General features: G+C 47.0%; 19 protein-coding genes and 1 pseudogene. 13 read left to right on the forward strand and 7 right to left on the reverse strand.

Annotated elements, in window-relative coordinates; translation table 11 throughout:
• Positions 1-15: 15 nt before the first annotated feature.
• From HP399_RS05050 to HP399_RS05070, 5 genes are all read left to right on the forward strand, one after another.
• A complete protein-coding gene (locus tag HP399_RS05050; RefSeq protein ID WP_228088449.1) occupies positions 16-837 on the forward strand; it encodes a carbohydrate ABC transporter permease in 822 nt (273 codons plus the stop codon).
• Positions 838-869: 32 nt separating this feature from the next.
• Complete coding sequence (locus HP399_RS05055) at positions 870-2,195, forward strand: ABC transporter substrate-binding protein (protein ID WP_173616755.1); 1,326 nt, start codon at positions 870-872, stop codon at positions 2,193-2,195.
• A gap of 34 nt (positions 2,196-2,229) precedes the next feature.
• A complete protein-coding gene (locus tag HP399_RS05060) occupies positions 2,230-2,964 on the forward strand; it encodes an HAD hydrolase-like protein (RefSeq protein WP_173616754.1) in 735 nt (244 codons plus the stop codon).
• Positions 2,965-3,044: 80 nt separating this feature from the next.
• Complete coding sequence (locus tag HP399_RS05065; protein WP_228088450.1) at positions 3,045-3,893, forward strand: sugar phosphate isomerase/epimerase family protein; 849 nt, start codon at positions 3,045-3,047, stop codon at positions 3,891-3,893.
• A gap of 17 nt (positions 3,894-3,910) precedes the next feature.
• A complete protein-coding gene (locus tag HP399_RS05070; protein ID WP_228088451.1) occupies positions 3,911-4,861 on the forward strand; it encodes an NAD(P)-dependent oxidoreductase in 951 nt (316 codons plus the stop codon).
• A 46-nt stretch (positions 4,862-4,907) separates the two neighbouring features.
• Here HP399_RS05070 and HP399_RS05075 read toward each other — a convergent pair whose 3' ends face one another.
• From HP399_RS05075 to HP399_RS05085, 3 genes are read right to left on the reverse strand one after another with little or no spacing between them, the layout of a single operon-like run.
• Entirely contained in the window at positions 4,908-6,056 is a 1,149-nt protein-coding gene (locus tag HP399_RS05075) for a Ger(x)C family spore germination protein (protein WP_173616751.1), read from the reverse strand.
• A 2-nt stretch (positions 6,057-6,058) separates the two neighbouring features.
• Positions 6,059-7,585, reverse strand: coding sequence for a spore germination protein (locus HP399_RS05080; protein ID WP_173616750.1), 1,527 nt, complete (start codon positions 7,583-7,585; stop codon positions 6,059-6,061).
• Entirely contained in the window at positions 7,563-8,669 is a 1,107-nt protein-coding gene (locus tag HP399_RS05085; protein WP_173616749.1) for an endospore germination permease, read from the reverse strand. Before HP399_RS05085 ends, HP399_RS05080 begins: the two co-directional genes overlap by 23 nt.
• Positions 8,670-9,187: 518 nt before the next feature.
• Between HP399_RS05085 and HP399_RS05090 the strand changes: the two genes are divergently transcribed.
• Together HP399_RS05090 and HP399_RS05095 are read left to right on the forward strand one after the other, a co-directional pair.
• Positions 9,188-11,470, forward strand: coding sequence for a DEAD/DEAH box helicase (locus HP399_RS05090; protein WP_173616748.1), 2,283 nt, complete (start codon positions 9,188-9,190; stop codon positions 11,468-11,470).
• Entirely contained in the window at positions 11,460-12,842 is a 1,383-nt protein-coding gene (locus HP399_RS05095; protein ID WP_173616747.1) for a ribonuclease H-like domain-containing protein, read from the forward strand. Before HP399_RS05090 ends, HP399_RS05095 begins: the two co-directional genes overlap by 11 nt.
• A 79-nt stretch (positions 12,843-12,921) precedes the next feature.
• Here the strand turns inward: HP399_RS05095 and HP399_RS31115 are convergent.
• Positions 12,922-13,131, reverse strand: a pseudogene (locus HP399_RS31115) (hypothetical protein); the annotation flags it as partial.
• On the opposite strand from HP399_RS31115, the gene HP399_RS05100 reads away from it, so the two are divergent.
• Positions 13,117-13,746 carry an RCC1-like domain-containing protein gene (locus HP399_RS05100; protein ID WP_173616746.1) on the forward strand — a complete coding sequence of 210 codons (630 nt, stop codon included), beginning with the start codon at positions 13,117-13,119 and terminating at the stop codon, positions 13,744-13,746. The pseudogene HP399_RS31115 and the gene HP399_RS05100 overlap by 15 nt on opposite strands.
• Positions 13,747-13,826: 80 nt before the next feature.
• Positions 13,827-14,495: an MBL fold metallo-hydrolase gene (locus tag HP399_RS05105; RefSeq protein WP_173616745.1), complete on the forward strand. Its 669-nt coding sequence runs from the start codon at positions 13,827-13,829 to the stop codon at positions 14,493-14,495.
• A 391-nt stretch (positions 14,496-14,886) separates the two neighbouring features.
• Here the strand turns inward: HP399_RS05105 and HP399_RS05110 are convergent, their stop codons facing one another.
• The 3 genes from HP399_RS05110 to HP399_RS05120 all read right to left on the reverse strand — a co-directional run bounded on the left by HP399_RS05110 (position 14,887) and on the right by HP399_RS05120 (position 17,693).
• Positions 14,887-15,390 (reverse strand): hypothetical protein, encoded by a 504-nt coding sequence (locus HP399_RS05110; protein WP_173616744.1) that lies wholly within the window; start codon positions 15,388-15,390, stop codon positions 14,887-14,889.
• 305 nt (positions 15,391-15,695) lie between these two features.
• The gene (locus HP399_RS05115) at positions 15,696-16,973 is read right to left on the reverse strand and encodes an erythromycin esterase family protein (protein WP_173616743.1); all 1,278 of its coding nucleotides are present in this window, start codon (positions 16,971-16,973) and stop codon (positions 15,696-15,698) included.
• Positions 16,974-17,117: 144 nt separating this feature from the next.
• Positions 17,118-17,693: a GNAT family N-acetyltransferase gene (locus HP399_RS05120; RefSeq protein WP_173616742.1), complete on the reverse strand. Its 576-nt coding sequence runs from the start codon at positions 17,691-17,693 to the stop codon at positions 17,118-17,120.
• Positions 17,694-17,808: 115 nt separating this feature from the next.
• On the opposite strand from HP399_RS05120, the gene HP399_RS05125 reads away from it, so the two are divergent.
• The 4 genes from HP399_RS05125 to HP399_RS05140 all read left to right on the forward strand — a co-directional run bounded on the left by HP399_RS05125 (position 17,809) and on the right by HP399_RS05140 (position 20,687).
• Positions 17,809-19,230: a MocR-like pyridoxine biosynthesis transcription factor PdxR gene (locus tag HP399_RS05125; RefSeq protein ID WP_173616741.1), complete on the forward strand. Its 1,422-nt coding sequence runs from the start codon at positions 17,809-17,811 to the stop codon at positions 19,228-19,230.
• A gap of 91 nt (positions 19,231-19,321) precedes the next feature.
• The gene (locus HP399_RS05130; protein ID WP_173616740.1) at positions 19,322-19,891 is read left to right on the forward strand and encodes a TetR/AcrR family transcriptional regulator; all 570 of its coding nucleotides are present in this window, start codon (positions 19,322-19,324) and stop codon (positions 19,889-19,891) included.
• A 14-nt stretch (positions 19,892-19,905) separates the two neighbouring features.
• Positions 19,906-20,268, forward strand: a complete 363-nt coding sequence (locus HP399_RS05135) for a DMT family transporter (RefSeq protein ID WP_048034755.1) — start codon at positions 19,906-19,908, stop codon at positions 20,266-20,268.
• Positions 20,265-20,687 carry a YvaD family protein gene (locus HP399_RS05140; RefSeq protein WP_173616739.1) on the forward strand — a complete coding sequence of 141 codons (423 nt, stop codon included), beginning with the start codon at positions 20,265-20,267 and terminating at the stop codon, positions 20,685-20,687. The genes HP399_RS05135 and HP399_RS05140 overlap by 4 nt, the downstream gene beginning before the upstream one ends.
• Positions 20,688-20,717: the final 30 nt, after the last annotated feature.

Raw genomic sequence — 20,717 nt, forward strand, 5'->3', positions numbered from 1 at the left:
GTGGGAGCTTTGTCCTTGGCAAAATTAAAAACAGGCATAAATTATGCAATGTTAATTTTGTTAAGCGTGCTGATGGTGTTTCCGTTTCTCTGGATGTTCTTGATTTCGATCAAGCCCAAAAGCGAGGTGTACAGCGGGAGCCTGCTGCCTTCCAGCTTTCAGTTTGAGAATTACATCCGCGTATTTACGGAAACGAAGATGCTGCTTTATTTGTGGAACAGCATTTCTGTCAGCCTGATCATCATCGTTTTTCAAATTTTCACCGCGATTTTTGCGGCATATGTTTTCGCGACGGCGCAGAAAAGATGGGTTCGGTACTGTTTCGTGCTTATTTTGGCGACGTACATGCTTCCATCTGCAGTAACGTACATTCCATCCTTTATTTTGCTGTCCAAAGCGAATTTGCTAGATACGCACATCGGTTACATTCTCAGCGAGCTCATCAGCATCTTCGCCATCTTTTTCCTGAGGCAATCATTTGCGCAGGTGCCAAAGGATGTGGTGCATGCTGCCAAGCTGGATGGGGCGGGGCATCTACGACTCATTTTCACCGTGTATATCCCGTATTGCAAAAACGCGATTGCTTCGCTGGTGTTGATCACTTTTATTTACAGCTACAACAACTATATGTGGCCCTCGCTCTTGATCAAGTCCGAGGAAAACATGTTCGTCACGATTGGATTGCGGCGATTGTTTATGAGCCAGGCAGGCTACGGGATGGACTTCCCACTGGCGATGGCAGCGTGTGCGATTTCACTGGCACCTATGCTGATCCTGCTCGCAATCGCAAGCAAAAGAATTATTCATTCCATGGCTAATCTGTATGTCAACAAATAGACCAAGACAGCTATTTACTGGGAGGAGTCATTGTGAAAAATCGGAAGCGAAACACCAAGAGCGTCATTTTTTCCATCCTGAGTTCTGCGCTTATTTTTACCGGAGCCGTCGGTTGTTCGAACAATGCTGCGTCTGACAGCAACGCAAATGCACCATCCAGCCCGAACGAGAAAATCAAGCTGGAGTTCTACTACGGACTCGGCGGCAAGCTCGGGGAGACGATGCAAAAAATCGTGCAGGACTTCAACAGCAGCAATGAAAAATACGAAGTCGTTCCGATTGTCCAAGGTGACTACAGCGAGACGTTGCAGGCACTCCAGGCCTCGCTGGCAGCAGGCAAGCCCCCAGCCTTGGCGATCAATGCGTATCCGGAATTTATGAAGCTGGCGAAAAGCGAAGCATTGCTGCCGTTGGATGAGCAAATCAATCAGCCGGAGTATAAAAAGGACGATGTTCTGCTGCTAGAGCAAGGGAAGTACAACGATGCGATGCTGGGTGTTCCTGCCTATGTCAGTACACAAATGATGTACTACCGTAAAGATATTTTTGACAAATACAAGATTGACTACAATGCGCTCACGAGCTTCGAGCAATTGGCGGATGCAGCCAAGCTCATCAAAGAAAAAGAAGGAATCAACGGCTGGTCCATCATGTGGTACACGGAGCATATGATCGACTATGCTCGTTCTGCTGGCGGCGATATCGTGAGCGAAGACGGCAATACTGTTACGATCGACTCGGAGGAATGGGTGTATGCGTGGGACAGCATTCGCAAGTACATTCATGAGGACAAAATCATGGATACCGTCTATGGCGGCAATGGCTGGGAATGGTGGTACAAAACCATCGACAACGTGATGAACGGAAAATCCGCAGGTTACACAGGCTCTTCTGGTGATGGGGGCGATCTGGATTTCACCAAGGTAGCAACTGGCATGCAAAAAGGCTTCAATGGACAACCACCTAGACCTGTCGCGATTTCTGTCATGTTCAACCTGTTCAAAGCATCCTCGAAAGAACAGCAAGAGGGCGCGTGGGAATTCGTGAAGTACTTCTCGGAAGCAGAAAAAACAGCGTACTGGGCCGTACAGACAGGCTATATTCCGATTCGGGACAGCGCCGTGAACACAGAAATTTACCAAAACAAATTGAAAGAAAATCCGTACTTCTCAATACCTTTGGAACAAGCGAAAACGAACGGAATTGCTCCTTTTGTAGACCCGACAGGCGGCAAAATTTATGCAGAAATTGAGTTGGCGAAGGACAAGGTGCTGATCGAAAATATTCCTGCCGCAGAAGCGCTCAAAGTGGCGAAGGAAAAGGCACAAAAAGAACTCGACAAAGCACTGAAGCAATAAATCATAAAACATAGCGAACAGGAGAGATGGAAAAATGAAAAACGGTATCGCATTGGCTGTATTTGATCTGGCAGGAACGTTGGTAGAGGACGATAACGCCGTGAGAGATTGTCTGCATAAAGCGGCTGTGGAATACGGATTAAACGTGACACCAGATGAAATCAGCACGCACATGGGAACGAACAAAATTCATCTCTATCAATATTTGATTGCGAGAACAAAAGGAAATAGGATCGACTTCAAAAACTTTGAAATCGATATCGACAACTCTTCGTTCGAGGACGCTGTCAAACTGTACGAACGCTATACCGAATACATGATTGCGTTTTATCAGGAAAATTGCCGCGAAATCAAAGGCGCAACCGAAATACTGAAATGGTGCCAAGAAAATGGCATCAAAGTAGCGACTGGGACAGGCTTCCATAAAGACATCAACAGCGTCATCATGGAGTCGCTCGGATGGGTGAAGGACGGATTGATCGATTACGCAGTAGACCTGGATATGGTACCAGAAGGCAAAGGACGCCCGGCTCCGTTCATGATTTTCAAGGCAATGGAATATTTGAACGTGCAAAACGTCAGACAAGTCATCAAGCTCGGCGATACGCCAGCGGATATGCTTGAAGGCTACAACGCAGGCTGCAAAGCAGTCATCGGCGTGATGCAAGGCTCGACCCCAATCGAGGTATGGGGCAAGTACTATCATACACATGTGCTCGACACGGTAAAAGAGCTGCCAGAGCTGATTCTGTCCGGTAAAATCGTATGATTTACCCTGTGGAGAAGATGGCGAGTATCGGCATAGTCTTGCCTAAGCTGTTTCCTTTTTCACAAAGCAGACCTGAACAAATGCTTCCGAGTCTCCTTGCGATCCTGGAAGACCCATTCTTCACAGCGGTAGAAGTCTCCTATATCGCGGACAAAGAGACGAGGCAGCTCGCCGCAAAGTATATGGCGTACAGCGGAGTCGAGGTTATTTTCAACGGCGGAGATGCAGCCCGAGAATTGCAGATTGATCTCAGCTCCTTGGACCCGGTCGTTCGCAACAAGTCTATCCAATCAGGCAAGATGCTGATCGACCACTGCTATGAAATGAACGCAAAAATCATGCATATCGTAACGGGTAAATTTCATGGCGAGGAAAATAAGCCGAAAAACATCCAGGCGTTTATTGCTTCAGCTATGGAGCTGTGCAAGTACGCAACAGAAAAAGCCGATACGTACGAGCTGTGCATTTCCTTGGAGATCGGGGATCGGCATGTCGACCGCAACTATTTGCTCGGACCTACTCATGAGGCGGTGCATGTAGCAAACGTGATCCGCAGCGAGTACAACAATTTTGGACTCTTGCTGGATCAAAGCCATTTGCCGATTATGGGCGAAGACCCGCACAAATCCTTGTGGCTGGCCAAAGATTATTTGACACACATTCATCTCGGAAACTGTTACTTGAAAGACAAGCAAGCTAGCTATTTCGGGGATAAGCACCTCCCGTTTCACGTCGAGGATTCAGAGGTTGGGGTGAATGAGCTGACGACGTTCATCACGACGCTCACTGACATTGGTTTTTTCAAGAGCCCTAAACCGACTAGAAAGCCAGTCATGACCTTTGAGGTGGGGCGCTTTGAGAATGAATCGCCTATGCTGGTAATCGCCAATGTAAAACGTGCTTTTTACGAAGCATGGGCCAATGCATAAACGAAAAGACTGGGGCTGTGGCAGAAGTGAATGTATTGATTACGGGATACTTTACCGATTATTCCAAACAACGCGTGACACAAGCGTTTCCGCAGGATTGGCGCATCCAAATCGTGGAGCCTGAGCAGATCGAGTCATTTATCAGCGAAGCAAATGTGTTGATTCCCGAGCATATCCAAGTAAACGAAGAGTTGCTGAACAAAGCGCACAACTTGAAGTTTGTCCAGACGGGTGCGGGCTTTGACAACGTGGATATTGAGGCATGCACGAAGAAAAATATTTGGGTGAGCAACGCGGCTGGCGTAAATGCAAACGCAGTAGCCGAGCATATTATGGCGCTCATTCTGGGGTATTACAAAAACATCTCTTATCTCGATCAAGCGATGAAAAATCGGGAGGATGAGACCAAGCTCGTCTACGTCGGTGGCGAGCTCGCAGGAAAAACCATCGGTACCATCGGCTTTGGCGCCATCGGCTCTCGCGTAGCGGAGCTGGCAAAAGCCTTCCGGATGAAGGTGCTGGCGTACGACACCAATCCAAACAGGCAGAGCGATGATGCCGAATTGGTTGATCTGGACACACTGATTGCCAAGTCTGACGTGATTACCCTGAACATTTTTCTGAACGAATCCACAAGACATCTAGTGGACAAGCAGTTTTTAGCTAAAATGAAAAACGATGCACTTCTCGTCAATACAGCGAGAGGGCCGATCATTTGTGAAGAGGACTTGATCGAAGCATTGAAAAACAATGGGATTGGCGGAGCCTGCCTCGATGTATTCACAGTGGAGCCTCTCAGCGTGGACAGTGAGCTGCGCGCTTTGAAAAATGTCGTGCTGACGCCGCATACAGCAGGCATGCCTGACGGAACCAAATTCCACGAGAAAAGGTACCAATTTTTTGTGGAAAACATACAGCGAATCCAACGAAATGAAACGCCGGATAGTCATTTAAATCAGCTTTCCTAAACAAAAAAAGCCGGGATCAGTCATCAGAGACTGGTCCCAGTTCGTTTTAATGCTCCCAGATCTTGGACAGGTTTCCACCGAACAGCTCCAGCTCTACGTCCAGACGGGAAATCGTATCGGGACGAAGAGACAGCTCTCCATTTTTCGTTAACTTGTGCCATGCCTTGGGATTCTCTCGATATAAAGCATCTGACAATTGAAGAACATCGATTTGTGATTTTTGTCCTAAAAGGTACGTGTGCATGATCTCCTCAGAAATGCTCTTCTCCGCATATTCTTGTAGTTTCTTTTCTGGAATGGCTTTTACCAATTGGGGCATGTTTGCCTTCGTGCTTACCTTGAGCTGAAACGTTACTTTGTCATTTTCCACTTTGGGGGTGATGGACGGTTTGATCTTTTCCATCACAAGTGTTGCGATGGGGTGGCCATCATGATAAACCGTAATTCCTGGTCGTTTCGTATCTTTATCCAACCAGCGCAGACCCATGATGTCTGCACGTGGCATGCATTGTTTCAATTTCTTGTTTTGCAAAAAGCAGACGCCGCTCATGATCAGTTTGGGATGCTTTTTTTTATCTTCGGTCCACTGTACTTTGTTGATCCCCATTTCGGGCAACTGCATGGTCTGCCCACTTTCTTTCCACTTCCAGATAAACTTGTATAGATACATAGGAGCGACGACTGAGCTTTGTCTGTAAATATCCTGCGGGTCGTTCAATTGGGAATACAGGACAGAGATATTCAAAATAGGCTTGGCGTTAAAAATATCTTCGATGGGTTCTTTCGTAGCAAATGTCCAGATTGTATAGCGGAATTCGTAGTAACGGTCGACGACATCCAATAATTGATTGACGACATCCTGCTTCAGGGCAGCCTCGGAAAAGACAATAGCTTTGATATGGCTCCAGGAAAGTCGCTGTTGTGCGGTCGGGTACAGATTGAATATCGCTTCATCCAGCGTTTTCCCTTCTCCCTTACCGATGGAAATGGATTGAGGAAGTCGTTGTCCACCTGCTTCTTGCTTGGCAATATTACCGAAGCTAATGATTTGCGTATAAAACACAAATTTCCCTTTCACATAGTCAACTCCAATGGAATTGACGTAAATCAAATGCTCAATTTCTTTGGCGCCCCAACAACCGCTTAACATGGAACAGATCAAAATCGTCGTGAAAAAGCAGCGAAGTTTTTGCATAACTATTGTTGATTCTCCTCGCTTGATCTGTTTTTCTGTAGCATGTGAGGGACCTTGTACCATTTTCCCCAAGGGATTCGAAAGATTACTTTCCACAAATCCTGAAAAATAGGGGGAGAGAGCGGCTCCAAATAATAAACCCCAAATGATCGCAGATTGGTCAGATACAGCACGATCATCCCCACTGAGATGAAAAAGCCAAACAGCCCAGCCATACCAGAAATGACCAAGATGATGAGTCTTAGCAAGCTAACCGTACCGACGAGGTCTTGATTGACCAGCGAAAAGGTGGAGAGTACGGACATCGCCACAATTACGAGAATCCCGGGAGCTGTTAACCCTGCACTGATGGCGGCTTGACCGATGATCAGACCGCCAACCACGGATAAAGTTTGGCCAAAAGCCATGGGAAGACGTATACCGGCTTCACGAAATAATTCAAACAACAGCAGCATGACGATGGCTTCCAACGGGACAGGAATGGGGACGCCCTGTCTGGATAGGACAAGCGTTGCCACCAGTGTGTAAGGAAGCTGATCCTGATGATAAGTGATCAAGGCAATCCAGAAGCCAGGAAGAAACAAGGCCACTAGGAATCCGAACAATCTCATTAAACGGGTAAAAGCGCTATACCAAAAATATGAGTAGATATCTTCCGGTGTATTAAATAAAAAAGTCAAGGTCACAGGAGCGATCGTGGCGATCGGGGAGCCTTCCACAAAAATGAGAAATTTCCCATGCAACAGCGCGTTAACTGCAAAATCAGGCCTGCCTGTATACTCAAACAGAGGAAACAACGGTATGCGGGCGCCTGTTAGCATATCTTCGAGCTGCGTATTGCTGATAATCGCTGTTACTTGCAGTTGTTCAAGCTTGGTTCTGATTTCATCCAATGTTTCCGGGTTTATCTTATTTTTGAGGAACAGCAAATTTACTCTTGTTTGTGTCTCTTCACCTAGCCTGTACTCTTCTACAGCTAACCTATTGGTTTTTAATCTTTTCCGGATTAAACCGATACTGATGTGCGGCTCTTCGGTAAAACCATCTCGCGGTCCTTTCACAGAGACCTCTGTAGTCGGCTCTTCCGGAGTGCGCTGCGGCGGGTTGGAGAGCTCCATCCAATAGAGCTTGTTAAACGAAGAAAAGAAGAGGAGGAGTTCCCCTCCGAATACTTTTTTGACAATGAGGTCCGGATTGCGATCGTCGAGAATCACTTTCAAAAATAACTCACTGTATTGCTCAAGGCCTGAAGCACTCAGCGGGGAAGTCGTTTGATACATGTGGGATAGCTTCGGAATCACATATTGGTTGATCTGTTTGATATCGCATAGACCCTCCGAATAAATGATGGTAACGTCAGAGGAATTCTGCTGATCTTCTGCGGAGGGGAAACGAACCGAATCTATGATGACATCTGCACAAGAGGCAAACAATTGCCGAAAATATTGTTCGGTTAAAGGCTGATCGTTTGGGATGGACGGTGGATGTTCGTTAGGGACGAAAACATCATTCCCTCGGACTCTCCTCATAGATCATACCCCTCCTTCTACTGGACCAATGTACGAGCACGATGATAATGAACGAGTAGAACAACATCGTATAAAACATAATTGGAAGGATATAGGCGGTTAGCATGTCCAGAAACGCGTTATCGCTGAAGGGTAGAACGGCAATGGCAATCAATAGGGAATAAAGCAGGATGAGGACAAACAGTTTTTTCGCTTTGTTTTCCATTCGAAAGATATCTACGATGAGAAAGATCGTCAAAGACATGCGAATAAAAGCACCTGAAAACCACTGGTAAATACTTAAGAAATCCATATGTTCAATGTAGCGGCCAATATTAACCAAGCGCCATTCTTCGTAAGCAGGATATCTCAGCTTCTCCGACTCGCCAGTGCCGAATTCGGCAATTGCCCCCGTAACAGGTCCAAAGGTCAGTCCTATTAACACGATGGCAAGAATCAAGAGGGGCAGCAACGAATACTTGGAGCGAATATGCTGTTGCATAAACAGAAGGATGATCAGTTCAATATAACCAGCTCCGACAAAGACCATGCCTTTCCACACAGGAAGCATCCCGAACTCCAGGAATGGTTTCAACAACATATAGCTTTTATGCGCGTAGTTGGAAGACATGACGAAGAAACCGAGAAAGATGACAAGCGGCAGGAAAAGGACCGCTGTGTTTGCGATAGAGCGTATGCCCAAGTATGCATTGCACAAGCAAATGCCAGCTAGCAAAAGGGCAATGAAAAAAGTGGGCATCTTGGGGGAAAAAGCGACGTGTATCCAGGTAACGGTATCTCTCATCGTAATTGCACACATCATGAATAAATAGACACAGGCAATACCTGCCAATATATAGGAAACAACAGGGTGGTATGCTTTTTTCAGCAAAAGAAAAAGATGCTGCTGACGAGTTTTGGCAATGGCTGAATACAAAAGGCAGGTCCACACAAGAAAGAGGACACCTGCTAAAATAACCGATATCCATGAATCCCGTTTTGCGGCATCTAATAAAATCGGGATGACAATCACATGGTTCATTAGGCCAATGGTGAGCATCAACATACAGACAACTTGAAAAAAAGTCAAAGAACCTTGTTTCATGCACATACCTCTACGTACTTGAGTTGATAGTAGTATCTGTTCAAAGTGGATCTTTATTCCATGTTTACATAACGAGCGTACATTCGTAAGAAAGGAGCAAGCAAGAAGGTGCGAATAACTGAGGAAGCAGAATAATGAAAAGACAAAAAAGCCACGAATCTCCTTTTCGTGGCTTTTTGTATACGTATAGGCTATCTAAACTGATCAACGCTTTTTCAATTCTTCTAGGAGTTCAATTATTTTATCATTTTGCATTGTAATTTTTTTTACACCGAATGCGATTGGCAAGAGCAAAGCAATTATCAAAGGGAGAATTACTAATTCTAAGATCAAAGGTAATCACCTCCAAATAGTCATTAGGAAGTATGTCGATTACAATTTATAGAAATTACCTATATTTACCTCCCGGAAAATATAAATTATCTCGCGACTACACATAGACCGATCAAAGTGGATCTTTATTCCATGTTTACATGCCGAACGTCCATTCGTAAAATGGAAGCAAGAAGGTGACGAAAATGAATGTGAAAAAAAATATCGCAGCCATATTGGATCACATAAAAACAGAGGAACGATTTCGCGATAACATTGCGCATTGGAGGGTCATTCCTGCTCGGGAAGCAAAGTCCGTTCCATTTCCAGATGAACTGGACGGACGAATTCGAGATGCCCTGACGAATAGGGGCATTCCCTCCTTATACACGCATCAAGAAACGTCTTTTCGCCATGTGCGCGAAGGCAAGCACATCGTCGCGGTTACGCCCACGGCTTCAGGCAAAAGCATGTGCTATCATTTGCCGATTCTCCAGACGTTATCGGAGGACACGCAAGCGCGGGCTCTTTACTTGTTCCCAACCAAGGCTTTGGCGCAGGATCAAAAGGCGGAACTCCACGAGCTGATTACGGAAATGGGCCTTTCGATCAAATCCGAAACATATGATGGTGATACGCCTGCAAATATTCGGCAGATGGTACGCAAAGCAGGAAATATCGTCATCACCAACCCAGACATGCTGCACTCCGCCATTTTGCCTCATCACACCAAGTGGGTGTCCTTTTTCGAGCATCTCAAATACATCGTGATTGACGAGTTGCATACATATCGCGGCGTTTTTGGCAGTCATGTCGCCAATGTCATTCGGCGGTTGAAGCGCATTTGCGCCTTTTATGGGAGCCACCCGCAATTTATTTGCACATCGGCTACCATCGCCAACCCAAAGCAATTGGCAGAAGCTCTGACAGAAGAAGAGGTAGAGCTGGTCAACAACAATGGTGCTCCGTCTGGCATCAAGCATTTCCTTTTCTACAATCCGCCTGTGGTCAACAAGCAGCTCAATATTAGACGCAGTGCCACATTGGAGGCGCGAGACATTACCGAGCAGTTTTTGATCAATGGCATACAGACGATTTTGTTTGCGAGAAGCCGTGTACGTGTAGAGATTTTGCTGACGTATTTGCAGGAGTTAATTCGCCGCAAGCTTGGTCCGAAAACGATCCAAGGATATCGCGGCGGCTATTTACCGAGCCAGCGTAGAGAGATCGAACGCGGCTTGCGTAATGGCGACATCATGGGCGTGGTCAGCACCAATGCGCTGGAGCTTGGAGTAGATATCGGGCAGCTTCAGGCGTGTGTCATTACTGGCTATCCGGGCTCGGTCGCAAGCACATGGCAGCAGGCAGGACGGGCGGGAAGACGGCAGGGGGAATCCGTCGTCGTTATGGTCGGTAGCTCCACTCCGTTGGATCAGTATGTGATCGCCAATCCAGAGTACTTTTTCGACCGCAGTCCTGAGACAGCGCGGATCAATCCCGATAACCTGATTATTTTGGTGGATCATCTCAAATGTGCGGCATATGAGCTGCCGTTTCGTGAGGGAGATACCTTCGGGCGGGCGGAAATCGTGGAAATTCTGGAGTTCTTGACCGAGGAGCAGGTGCTTCATTACTCGCGGGGCAAGTGGTTCTGGATGAACGATTCATTCCCGGCCCACAACATCAGTCTGCGGTCAGCTTCCCAGGAAAATGTCGTGATCATCGACATCAGTGAACGGGGAAATGAGCGTGTCATTGGGGAAATGGACCGTTTCAGCTCCATGACGCTCTTGCATGACGAGGCCATCTACCTGCATCAAGGGACGCAATTCCAGGTGGAAAAGCTGGACTACGAGGAAAAGAAGGCGTATGTCCGGGAAGTCCAAGTCGATTATTACACGGACGCCAACTTGGCCGTCTCGCTCAAAGTATTAGAGCAGGATCAGTCCCGTCGTCATGCACAGAGCACGTTGGCTTATGGCGAAGTGGCTGTGAATGCGATGGCGACGATCTTTAAGAAAATCAAGTTCGAGACGCATGAAAATATCGGCTCGGGACCGATTCATTTGCCGGAAGAGGAGCTGCATACAAATGCAGCGTGGATCGGTTTTTCCGAAGCGTTGCTCGGCGAGATTGGGACAGAGGATGTGGAGCGTGGCTTGGTCGGTTTGGCGCATGTGTTGCAGCACGTAGCTCCGCTGTTTGTCATGTGCGACCCGATGGACCTGCACGTGATACCGCAACGAAAGGCGGTTCATTCGCAGGAGCCGACGATTTTTCTGTACGACCGTTATCCAGGCGGCATCGGCTTGAGCGAGCAAGTGTATAAGGAAATGGAGACGATTTTGACCCAGGCAGAGCGGATGATTGTCTCTTGCCCGTGTGAGTCAGGCTGTCCGTCTTGTGTGGGAGCGACAGATGACGGCAGCAAGGGGCTCGCCATGACCTTGCTCCGAATCGCTCAAGGGGGAAGTACTTATGTCTCTTAAATCCAAGCTGCAACGGATGAAGGGACATCTCTCGCTGGAAACGGACAAAGCGGTAGCGCCAGCAGTCAAAGCGGAAAGGCCTATTCTCCAGAAAGAGCCGGGGGAAGAGCCGAGGGAGGCTGTACTTGCGGATAGCAGCGCCGAGCTACAGATACCTTTTGCCGACAAGTGGAAGGAAATGCAGGCATCGCCTTACATCTGGGATGACGAGTACGTCATGATTCGCGAGGTTCGCTATCCGATCAAACAGCAGCATGGCGCTTACGCCTTTTCCGAGCTGCATGAGGCGATCCGTATGTGGGAAGGGGCTGGTCGAGAGCATCCGCTGTCCGCTAAGGGCAGGAAGCCAGAAGACTTGCTGTTTTTCGATACGGAGACGACAGGGCTGTCAGGTGGGGCAGGAAATGCGATTTTTCTTTTGGGGTACAGTCGTTTCGAGGGGGAGCACGTCGTGGTGCGCCAGCATTTTCTCCCGGGCCCGCATGCAGAGGTGACCTTGTACCAATCGTTTTTGGAGCAAGCACAGAAGTCCTCGCATCTGGTGACCTTTAACGGAAAGTCCTTTGACTGGCCGCAGGTGCGGACGAGGCATACATTGGTGCGCGATCAAGTGCCTGCTTTGCCTACCTTTGGTCATTTTGACCTTTTGCACGGGGCGAGGAGACTGTGGAAGGCGGAGCTGGAATCGTGCCGATTAGGTATCATCGAGCAGGAAAAGCTGGATGTTTTTCGCGAGGATGATTTGCCTGGCTATTTGGCACCGGTGCGGTATTTCGACTTTTTGCATGCCCAAGACCCTGATGTTATCGAAGGCGTGCTGCGGCATAACGAGACGGACGTCCTGTCTCTGATCACGATGTACATTCATATGACTCGGCTATTGGTAGGGCAAGGGAGTGTAACGGTCTCTCTCGAGGAAAGCTACGAAATTGCCAGATGGTACGACGCGCTTGGGGATCAGGATGCCGCTATGGCAGGCTATCGTCTCGTCGCAGACAGTGAGCATGCGTGGAGTAACCGGGCCAAGCTCGCTATCGGTCATCTGTATAAAAAGCAAAAGGATTGGCACCAAGCCCTAATCGTTTGGGAGTCGTGCATTCAGTCCACCGGATATGTCCCAGAAGAGGTGTATATTGAGGCTGCCAAGCTGTACGAGCACCAATTGAAGGATTGGGAGAAGGCCTTGCATTATACGAAGAAAGCGTATGAGCAGTGGAAGAAGCGCGGGAGTCTGTTGCGAAACAGGTCCAAGGCAGATGCAGAGGCTTATCACAAGCGGATGGATCGGTTAGAAGCAAAGCTTCGCGGAAATGAAGCGGAAGAAGAGAGCCTGTTGTCCGGATTTTTGGATTGGGCGGATGAGCAAGAGTGATGAGGGAAGTGGTCCGAAGTCCTGACGGATTGGTTTCAAGCTCTATCGGTAAGAAGCCAAGAACTAAATTGTGATTGCTTCCCCACAAGAAGACTTCCCCTTCTTTGGTCAAGGCAGCAGAAAAATTGATTCCCGCGGAAAGGGAAACGGCCCCATCCACACGATGCTTCGCTTTCGCTGGACGAAGAATATGCCACTCTTCCCCCTCCCCTTCCAGATCCGCCCAGTTTCCGACTTGTCCATAATAAGAATCTCCCCATCCCCAGATGTCTCCTTGGTCGTCAAGCACCAAAGAATGACACTTGCGCTGAAAGAGGACGGGACTGTCTGGTCATGGGGGCATGAAAGCCATGGTCAATTGGGGAATGGCACAGCAAATCACAATCTGCTCCCGGCAAAAGTAAAAGGACTTGAGGATGTGACCGCCATTGCGGCAGGCTTTAGTTTGCATAATCTAGCCGTGAAGAAGGACGGTACAGTCTGGGCGTGGGGAAATAACAACTATGGGCAGCTTGGCGATGGTACGAAGACCAATCGCTTTCTCCCCGTACAGGTCAAAGGATTGACGGATGTTGTCTCCGTTGCAGTTGGAAACGAGCAAAGCTTTGCTATAAAAAAAGACGGCACAGTTTGGGCATGGGGGAGAAATACACAGGGAAGGCTAGGGCTTGGTACCAATACCATGGAAAATATGATCCCCGCAAAAGTCGCTGGGCTAACGGATGTGATAGCCATTTCTTCAGGTTATCATCATGTTCTCGCCCTCAAAAAAGACGGGACGGTTTGGTCTTGGGGAGTAAATGAAAGTGGTCAAATTGGCGATGGAACCCAAACGAGATATGGATCAAGCCCCAAGACGAGTGACTATCACGATAAGAAAGTGCCGGTAAAAGTGGAGTTTTAGTTTACAGATGTTGACAACAAAGAAACTTAAATAATAATATTACCTTACGTAAAAACTGATTTTTACGGAGGCCTGATACGATGGAAATTTCAAAGGGAGTAGAAATGCTTCATCTAGATTTTCATGGGAATATCATTCACCCTGTTCTTTTGTGGGATCGAGACATGGCTGTTTTAATAGACACCGGATTCCCAGGACAAATAGATGATTTACGCGTGGCGATGGAAAAGGTAGGAGTATCACTCGACAAGCTAAAAGCTGTGATTTTGACACATCAAGATGTGGATCATATCGGCAGTCTTCCTGAGATTTTGCAGGTGTGCGAGGATCATCTTCACGTTTATGCACACGAACTAGATAAGCCGTATATTCAGGGGGAGATACCGCTTTTAAAAGACGGGCAACTCAAGAATCCACCGAAAGGCAGAGTGGACCATACCTTGAGTGACGGTCAGGAACTGCTGTTTTGCGGCGGGATTCGTGTCATCCATACTCCTGGACATACTCTCGGTCATATCAGCCTTTATTTAACGAAAAGCAAGACTCTTGTTGCCGGGGATTCGATGTACAGTGTAAACGGGATTCTCGCAGGAATCCATGAACCGTCCACACCGGATATGGATGCAGCTCGTCTCTCTATAAAGAAGTATGTAGACCTCGACATTGCCTCAGTGGTTTGTTACCACGGGGGATTCAGTCATGGAAATGTTAAGGATCAGATCGTAGAACTTAGTCAGGGGTTACGCTAACGGGCTCACTGGTTTCATTCAGACAAATGGAAATCCTCTCATTTGAAGCAAACTAGACTTAATCGCTCAACAGGTAATGAGGTGTAAAAAAGGGACCTGGAAATAGGTCATGAAATACACTTTCGGTACAAGGGCAAAGATTATTCTATCAGCCATAGTCATAATGGGTGGCATTTATGCGAGTTTTATAAAGATGATCAAACATTCGAGACACAATCGGATTTGCTGAAATACGGAACGATTATTGGAAATCATCTAGGTGATATTTGGGAAGCAGTCGAAGTTACAACTATCTTGTAAGGGGACTTTCTAATAAACAGAGCAGAGGCTGCTAGTGTACGACTAAGCAGGTGTGCTCAACTGACGGGCAGGTTAGATGGCAAAAAGCAAATTAGAATAACTTCTCACAAAAAACGATTATTCTATATGGCATGGTTTGGGCGGGGATGCTTTTTGTGGCAGGTCCATAGATAACAATTAGATCTCGGTTCACGGGGGTTTTAGTAAAGGGTTGCCCATTTGTTAACACGATTTGGGTATATGGAGAAATATTTAATTGTAATTGCCCGTCACTACTCACCATCTGACTATTAAAATAATCTACTTTTACATTCTGAAATGAGCTATTTTTTATCATGACAAGTGCTTGATATTGTGGAGGGTAAATAAAAGGAACAGGCGCATTCCCATCATAATATCCAGTTACGCGATCACCTATTGCCACCATTACATGGTCTACAAAGTAAGTTGTAGGTGATACTACGAAATTAACTACTGCTCCTAAAGCGTAATCTACAGATATTAATTTATAACAACCCTCCCCTTCACCATCTTGCCCTGTAGTGAAATCACTTATCATTGTAACGGTCCCCTGAAAAGAATAGAAATTAATCATATAAATACCTCCATTGCTTACAGGCAGGTAGTGAGCCCGTTGTTATTGAAGATAGTCCTCTTTCCATTGATGGTGGTGAGATTAAACGTTCAGATTTTGCACATTTTATGTTGATTAATGGTAACTAATTTATGTGAAATGATCGAGATAGGTGAATATCTACGTGTACCATAGGCTTCTCTTCGATACCGATTGAGGAGCATAAGTTATTAAACTCAGGGTATCGATAGCTCCATACTCACAAAAAACGACAGCCAGTTTAATCGGCTGCCGTTCTCTCTATGCCAGGCAAATGTTCTCACCCGTTAATCCGTAATCATAACCGAAGGAGTAGCCGTTCGCACGAAGATGATCGCATCAAAAGCTTTTGCTGGAACCATCTGCAACGTATACAGCTTCTCCATTTTTCCATACCAGCCACTAAAAACATCACCGATTGCACTGATGGACTGCGCTTTATTCAGATAGGTGTAAAAATCCTGATGATGCTTTGCCTTTGCAAAATCAAGGAATCCATCCGCCATCCCTGTCTGTGCAAACAGAACAGCTAGCCGATTATTGCCACTATTTTTTACCGTAAACGCTTTGCGCTCGTTGGTAGTGGCGTCATTCGCAAGGAAGGTGCTTTCGTAGAATTCACTTCCGATTGCGTAATATTGGTCCCCCAATGCTTTTGCGAGATGTGCGCCCATGCAGGTTGTCATTCCTGCGGAAGTGGAGGTCTTTTCAATGTGTCCATTATGTCCGGCGATGAACAGGTTGTTGCGACCGTACTGTTTCTTTTCAAAGGATAAAATCCACATTACTTTGTCCGCCATGTAGCGATCACGGGTGTTGCTGTAGTTCGCATTTGTTCCGCGCAGTGTAGCGTTTTGCTTGATTGATTCTGCGTAGGCAGTAGCCAGCTCATACTCTTTCTCAGAGCTTTTCGCGATGTAAACGGATTGGTTTTGTTTCATCTGCTCCATTAAGCTTTTTATGTGGGAGAGCGCTTCCTGTACGAGGGCGATCTTTTGATCATACACCGTCTTATCATTAAGATTCGTAAGTAGCTTCTCATACTTGGATGCGAGTGTCGGATCAACTTTTTTCAAATAGGAGAATAGCCCGTTTTTGTTATGATCATAGCGTTGCATGTCAAAGCCATAGAAATGAATTTGATCTTTGGCATCCCGCTGCTCATTAAAGGCGCGTATCCAAGAGAGAAGGGCGGTCATTTCTTCTGTATGGTAAATCGTAAATCCGATGGCTTTTGCGGCATCCTGTGCAGTTCCGCTGCCTCCTAAAATGTATTCATTGACCTTTTGTCCCCCGCCAAAATCACCTTCGATGGCAAATACGCGATAACCTTGTTTTTCTACCAAATGTTTAAAAATATCTAACTTCAGCGTAGTGAATTGCTTGTTGCCATGCGTAGCTTCTCCAAACCCGATGATGGTTTTTGCAGGAAGCTCCATTTTTGAAACAGGGACAAGGTTTGCTTGCAATGACTGTTGCAAGGTGTTGGCTGATGCGGGATGGAACCCTGTCAATACACTCAGGATGATGAAAAAGCTGATAGTGAATAGGAGTTTTCTCTTCATGTCACTCTCTCTTTCTTGCGCTGATCTATTGTTTATAAGTGGTTTTTCTTACCATTTCCTCTATTATACTCCTTTATGAAGCCGTTTACCTAGATTAAAAAAATGCACCTGGGTTTGAAAATTCCCGGGTGCATTTTCTCTTTGTTATTTTACATATTTCGCCCGATACTCATCTGCCAGCATGGACATGAGAATAGAGTCGTGATAGGCATGGTTGTAATAAAGGGCTTGGCGCTGTACGCCTTCACGGTGGAATCCGAGCTTTTCATACGTGTGGATGGCGCGTTCGTTAAAGGCGAATACGTTAAGTTCGATGCGGTGCAGATTGAGGATGCCAAAACCATAATCGAGCATCAGCAGGAGGGCTTCGCTTCCGTAGCCTTTGCCTTGATGGGCATTTTGGTCAATAGAAATTCGGATAAAGGCGTTGCGATTATTCCGATCGATATCCCCAATCTGGACGTCGCCAATCACCTGATCATTTTCACACAGGCAGATCAATAAGAGGATACTGGAAGAGTCCTGGCCTTTGTTTTCGATGTACTGGTGGATTTGCTCACGCGTGAAATGCTTTTGGGTACCAGTCAGCATACGCGTTTCCTTGTTGAACAAGGAACGGTAGAGTAATTCAGTATCTTCTGTGCCAATCGGTCGCAAAAAGACGCGTTCTCCTTCCAAAAAGCGAACCGCTGCACGTGTATTCTCCTGTGTCATAGACATAGTCGTTGTCCTCCTGTTCGTTCAAAACTTCTTTTTCTTAGGATAACGAGCAAGTGTATACTTGAAAATGTGCAGTTTTGTAAAAATGAAAAGGACAGATGGAGGGGGAATCGAGATGCTCTTGACCCCAAACTGGCAGGAAAACGACAACGAGCCGCAATATGTACAGCTTTATGCATATTTGAAAAAGGAAATCGTCGCAGGACGCTTGGCGGTGAGTAGCAAGCTGCCGTCCGTTCGCAAGCTGGCTGACTTGCTGGGCGTAAGCACAACACCCGTGGAGATGGCATACCAGCAACTGCTTGCGGAAGGTTTTATCCAAAGCAAACCGCGCAGTGGGTACTATGTGGAGAAATTACCTGATCCTGAAGTGAAGCCGAGTGCTGGTGAGAGCACACAAACCATCCAGCGGCCCATGGTGCGTGACGAGCGAGAGTACGACTATGACTTTCATCTCTCCCGCAATGATTTTTCGTTATTTCCAACCATGATTTGGCGTCGTTTGTACAATGAGACGCTTCATATAGAGCAGCAGGAGAATCTTTTTTATGGGGATCCGCAAGGGGAGGCTGGACTCAGGAAGCAAATCGCTGGCTACTTGCACAGGTACCGGGGTGTCGCTTGTTCACCAAATCAAGTGGTGATTGGGGCGGACCAGTTTGGTTTGCTGTCCCTGATCTGTTTGATGGTAAAGCCGCAGTTCCAACGCATCGGCGTAGAAAATCCGGGATATTTGCTATTTGCCAATACGTTTCGCCAGCACGGATACGACGTGGTGCCGATCTCACTGACAGAGGACGGAATTAGTGTCAGTGAGCTATATGAGTCAGGGGTTGGGTTGGCCGCCGTTTCTTCGGCTCATCAATACCCGCGTGGGATGATCATGCCTATATCCAAGCGGCTGCAATTGCTCGAATGGGCCAAAAATGTGGGAGGATACATCATCGAAGACGATTACGACGGAGAGTTTCGTTATCATGGCAGACCGATTCCGTCCATGCAGGGTTTGCTCCCGCATGCGAATGTTATCTATATGGGGAGCATTGCGCAGGTGTTGGCGCCAGCAATCGGCATTTGGTACATGGTCTTGCCCGAATCTCTGCTGGATACATATTACAACCTGCTGCGCGAGACATTGCTGGAACCATCCTCATCCCGACTGCATCAAAGGACGATGGAAGCCTTTATGGAAAAAGGATATTTCGAAAAGCATGTTCGCAAAATGCGCAAGCTGTATCGTAAAAAGCACGATGCACTGCTACTGGCTGTGCAAAAGCATTTTGGCGAAAGAGCGACTGTCATCGGAGCTGATGCGGGTTTTCATGTCCTGCTGCGGGTACACAGCGCGCGAAGCGAAGAGGAGTTGAAAAAGTTGGCGATTCAGGCAGGCGTGAGAGCCTCGTCCGCGTCGTTTACATGGCTGGTGCCACCCAATCCCTTGCCAAAAGAGTTTTTCCTCGGCTTCGCGGGCATTCCATTGGAAAAAATCGATCCCGGTATCAAGGCACTGAGCCAAGCGTGGTTTGGCGATTGTTGACAAGGCATGAGTACGCCGTTATGCTAAAAGTACGTTTTGGAAAATATGAAAAACAAAATATTTTCCTTGTTTTCGAGAGGGGAGCAAGAATATGCAGGAGCGAATCCTACAATGCGCCTATCATGAGATTGAGACCAAGGGCGTCCGTTTTACCATGTCCGATTTAGCTCGACGCGCAGGCGTTAGCACCAAGACGTTGTATGCGAGCTTTCCATCGAAAGAAGCCTTGATCACCAAAGTCATTGAAGAAAACATCGAGGATTTGCGTAAAGCGGAAGATCAGATTTTACAAGATCCTGACCTCGATTTGGTAGAGAAGATGCGACAGCTCCTCGCACTGGTCCCGAACAACTTCTCACGAACGGACCTGCGCGTGTGGTATGAGCTGAAGCGCTACTATCCGGAGCAATGGAAGCGGATCGACGAGTTCAATCAACAGGAGTGGGAGCATGTTCGGATCATTCTGGAGCAAGGGGTAGAGGAGGGCGTGTTTCGTCGTATTCAGCTTCCGATCTTGATTCAGATGTATACCGGAACGCTCAACCAGCTGATTGATCAGCAGTTAGCAAACCAGCATCATGTGACGATTGGCGATGCGCTGGATGCGGTCATCGATATTTTACTAGGCGGCATCGTAGATTCTTCGTCTTCAAACAAGTAAGTAGGAGGAACATAATGAGTTGGGTCTATCTATTAATGGCCATTTTGCTAGAGGTGGCTGGAACAACATCGATGAAGCTGTCTGACGGCCTGAGCAAGCCTGTCCCCAGTGTGATGATGTTTATCTTTTATATTTTGTGCTTCTCATCGCTGAGCCTGGCGCTCAAGGAAATGGAGGTCGGGACTGCCTATGCCATCTGGTCGGGTCTTGGCACAGCGATCATCGCGGTCATTGGTGTGGTGATCTTCAAGGATGCCTTCACTGTCAAAAAGGTAATTGCTGTCGGACTGATCATCGTGGGTTGTGTGCTGTTGAATCTGGGAGACTCCTCTCACGCGCAATCTTCGAAAGATACAGGAGTAGCTGAGGCGAAATGAGTGAGAAAAATGTAAGGGCAATGCTAGTGTTCTTTTGGGTCACCGATGTGGCTTTTGTCGTATACTGGCTCATTACATTTTTGGAGCTTCTCCCTGTGGAATACCTGTATCAGGATTACTACGACCCCAATTTGCTCGCATGGAACCTGTCCTTTTTTCCATTGGATATTTTTATTTCCATCACGGGCTTTGCCAGTCTGTACGCCTATCGCAGAGGACGACACATCTGGAAGCCGCTCGCCATGCTGTCGCTCGTTTTGACATCCTGCTCGGGTTTGCAGGCGATCGCTTTTTGGGCGTTCAAGGCAGATTACGATTGGTCTTGGTGGATTCCGAACCTGTACCTGCTGATGTACCCGTTATTCTTTTTACCTGGCTTGATGCGAGAACTGGCAAAAGTGAAGGAAAGGGATTCTTGACAAATTTTGAGCAGTGGCTATATAGTAGGT

The organism is Brevibacillus sp. DP1.3A, from assembly GCF_013284245.2.
Taxonomy (GTDB): Bacteria; Bacillota; Bacilli; order Brevibacillales; family Brevibacillaceae; genus Brevibacillus.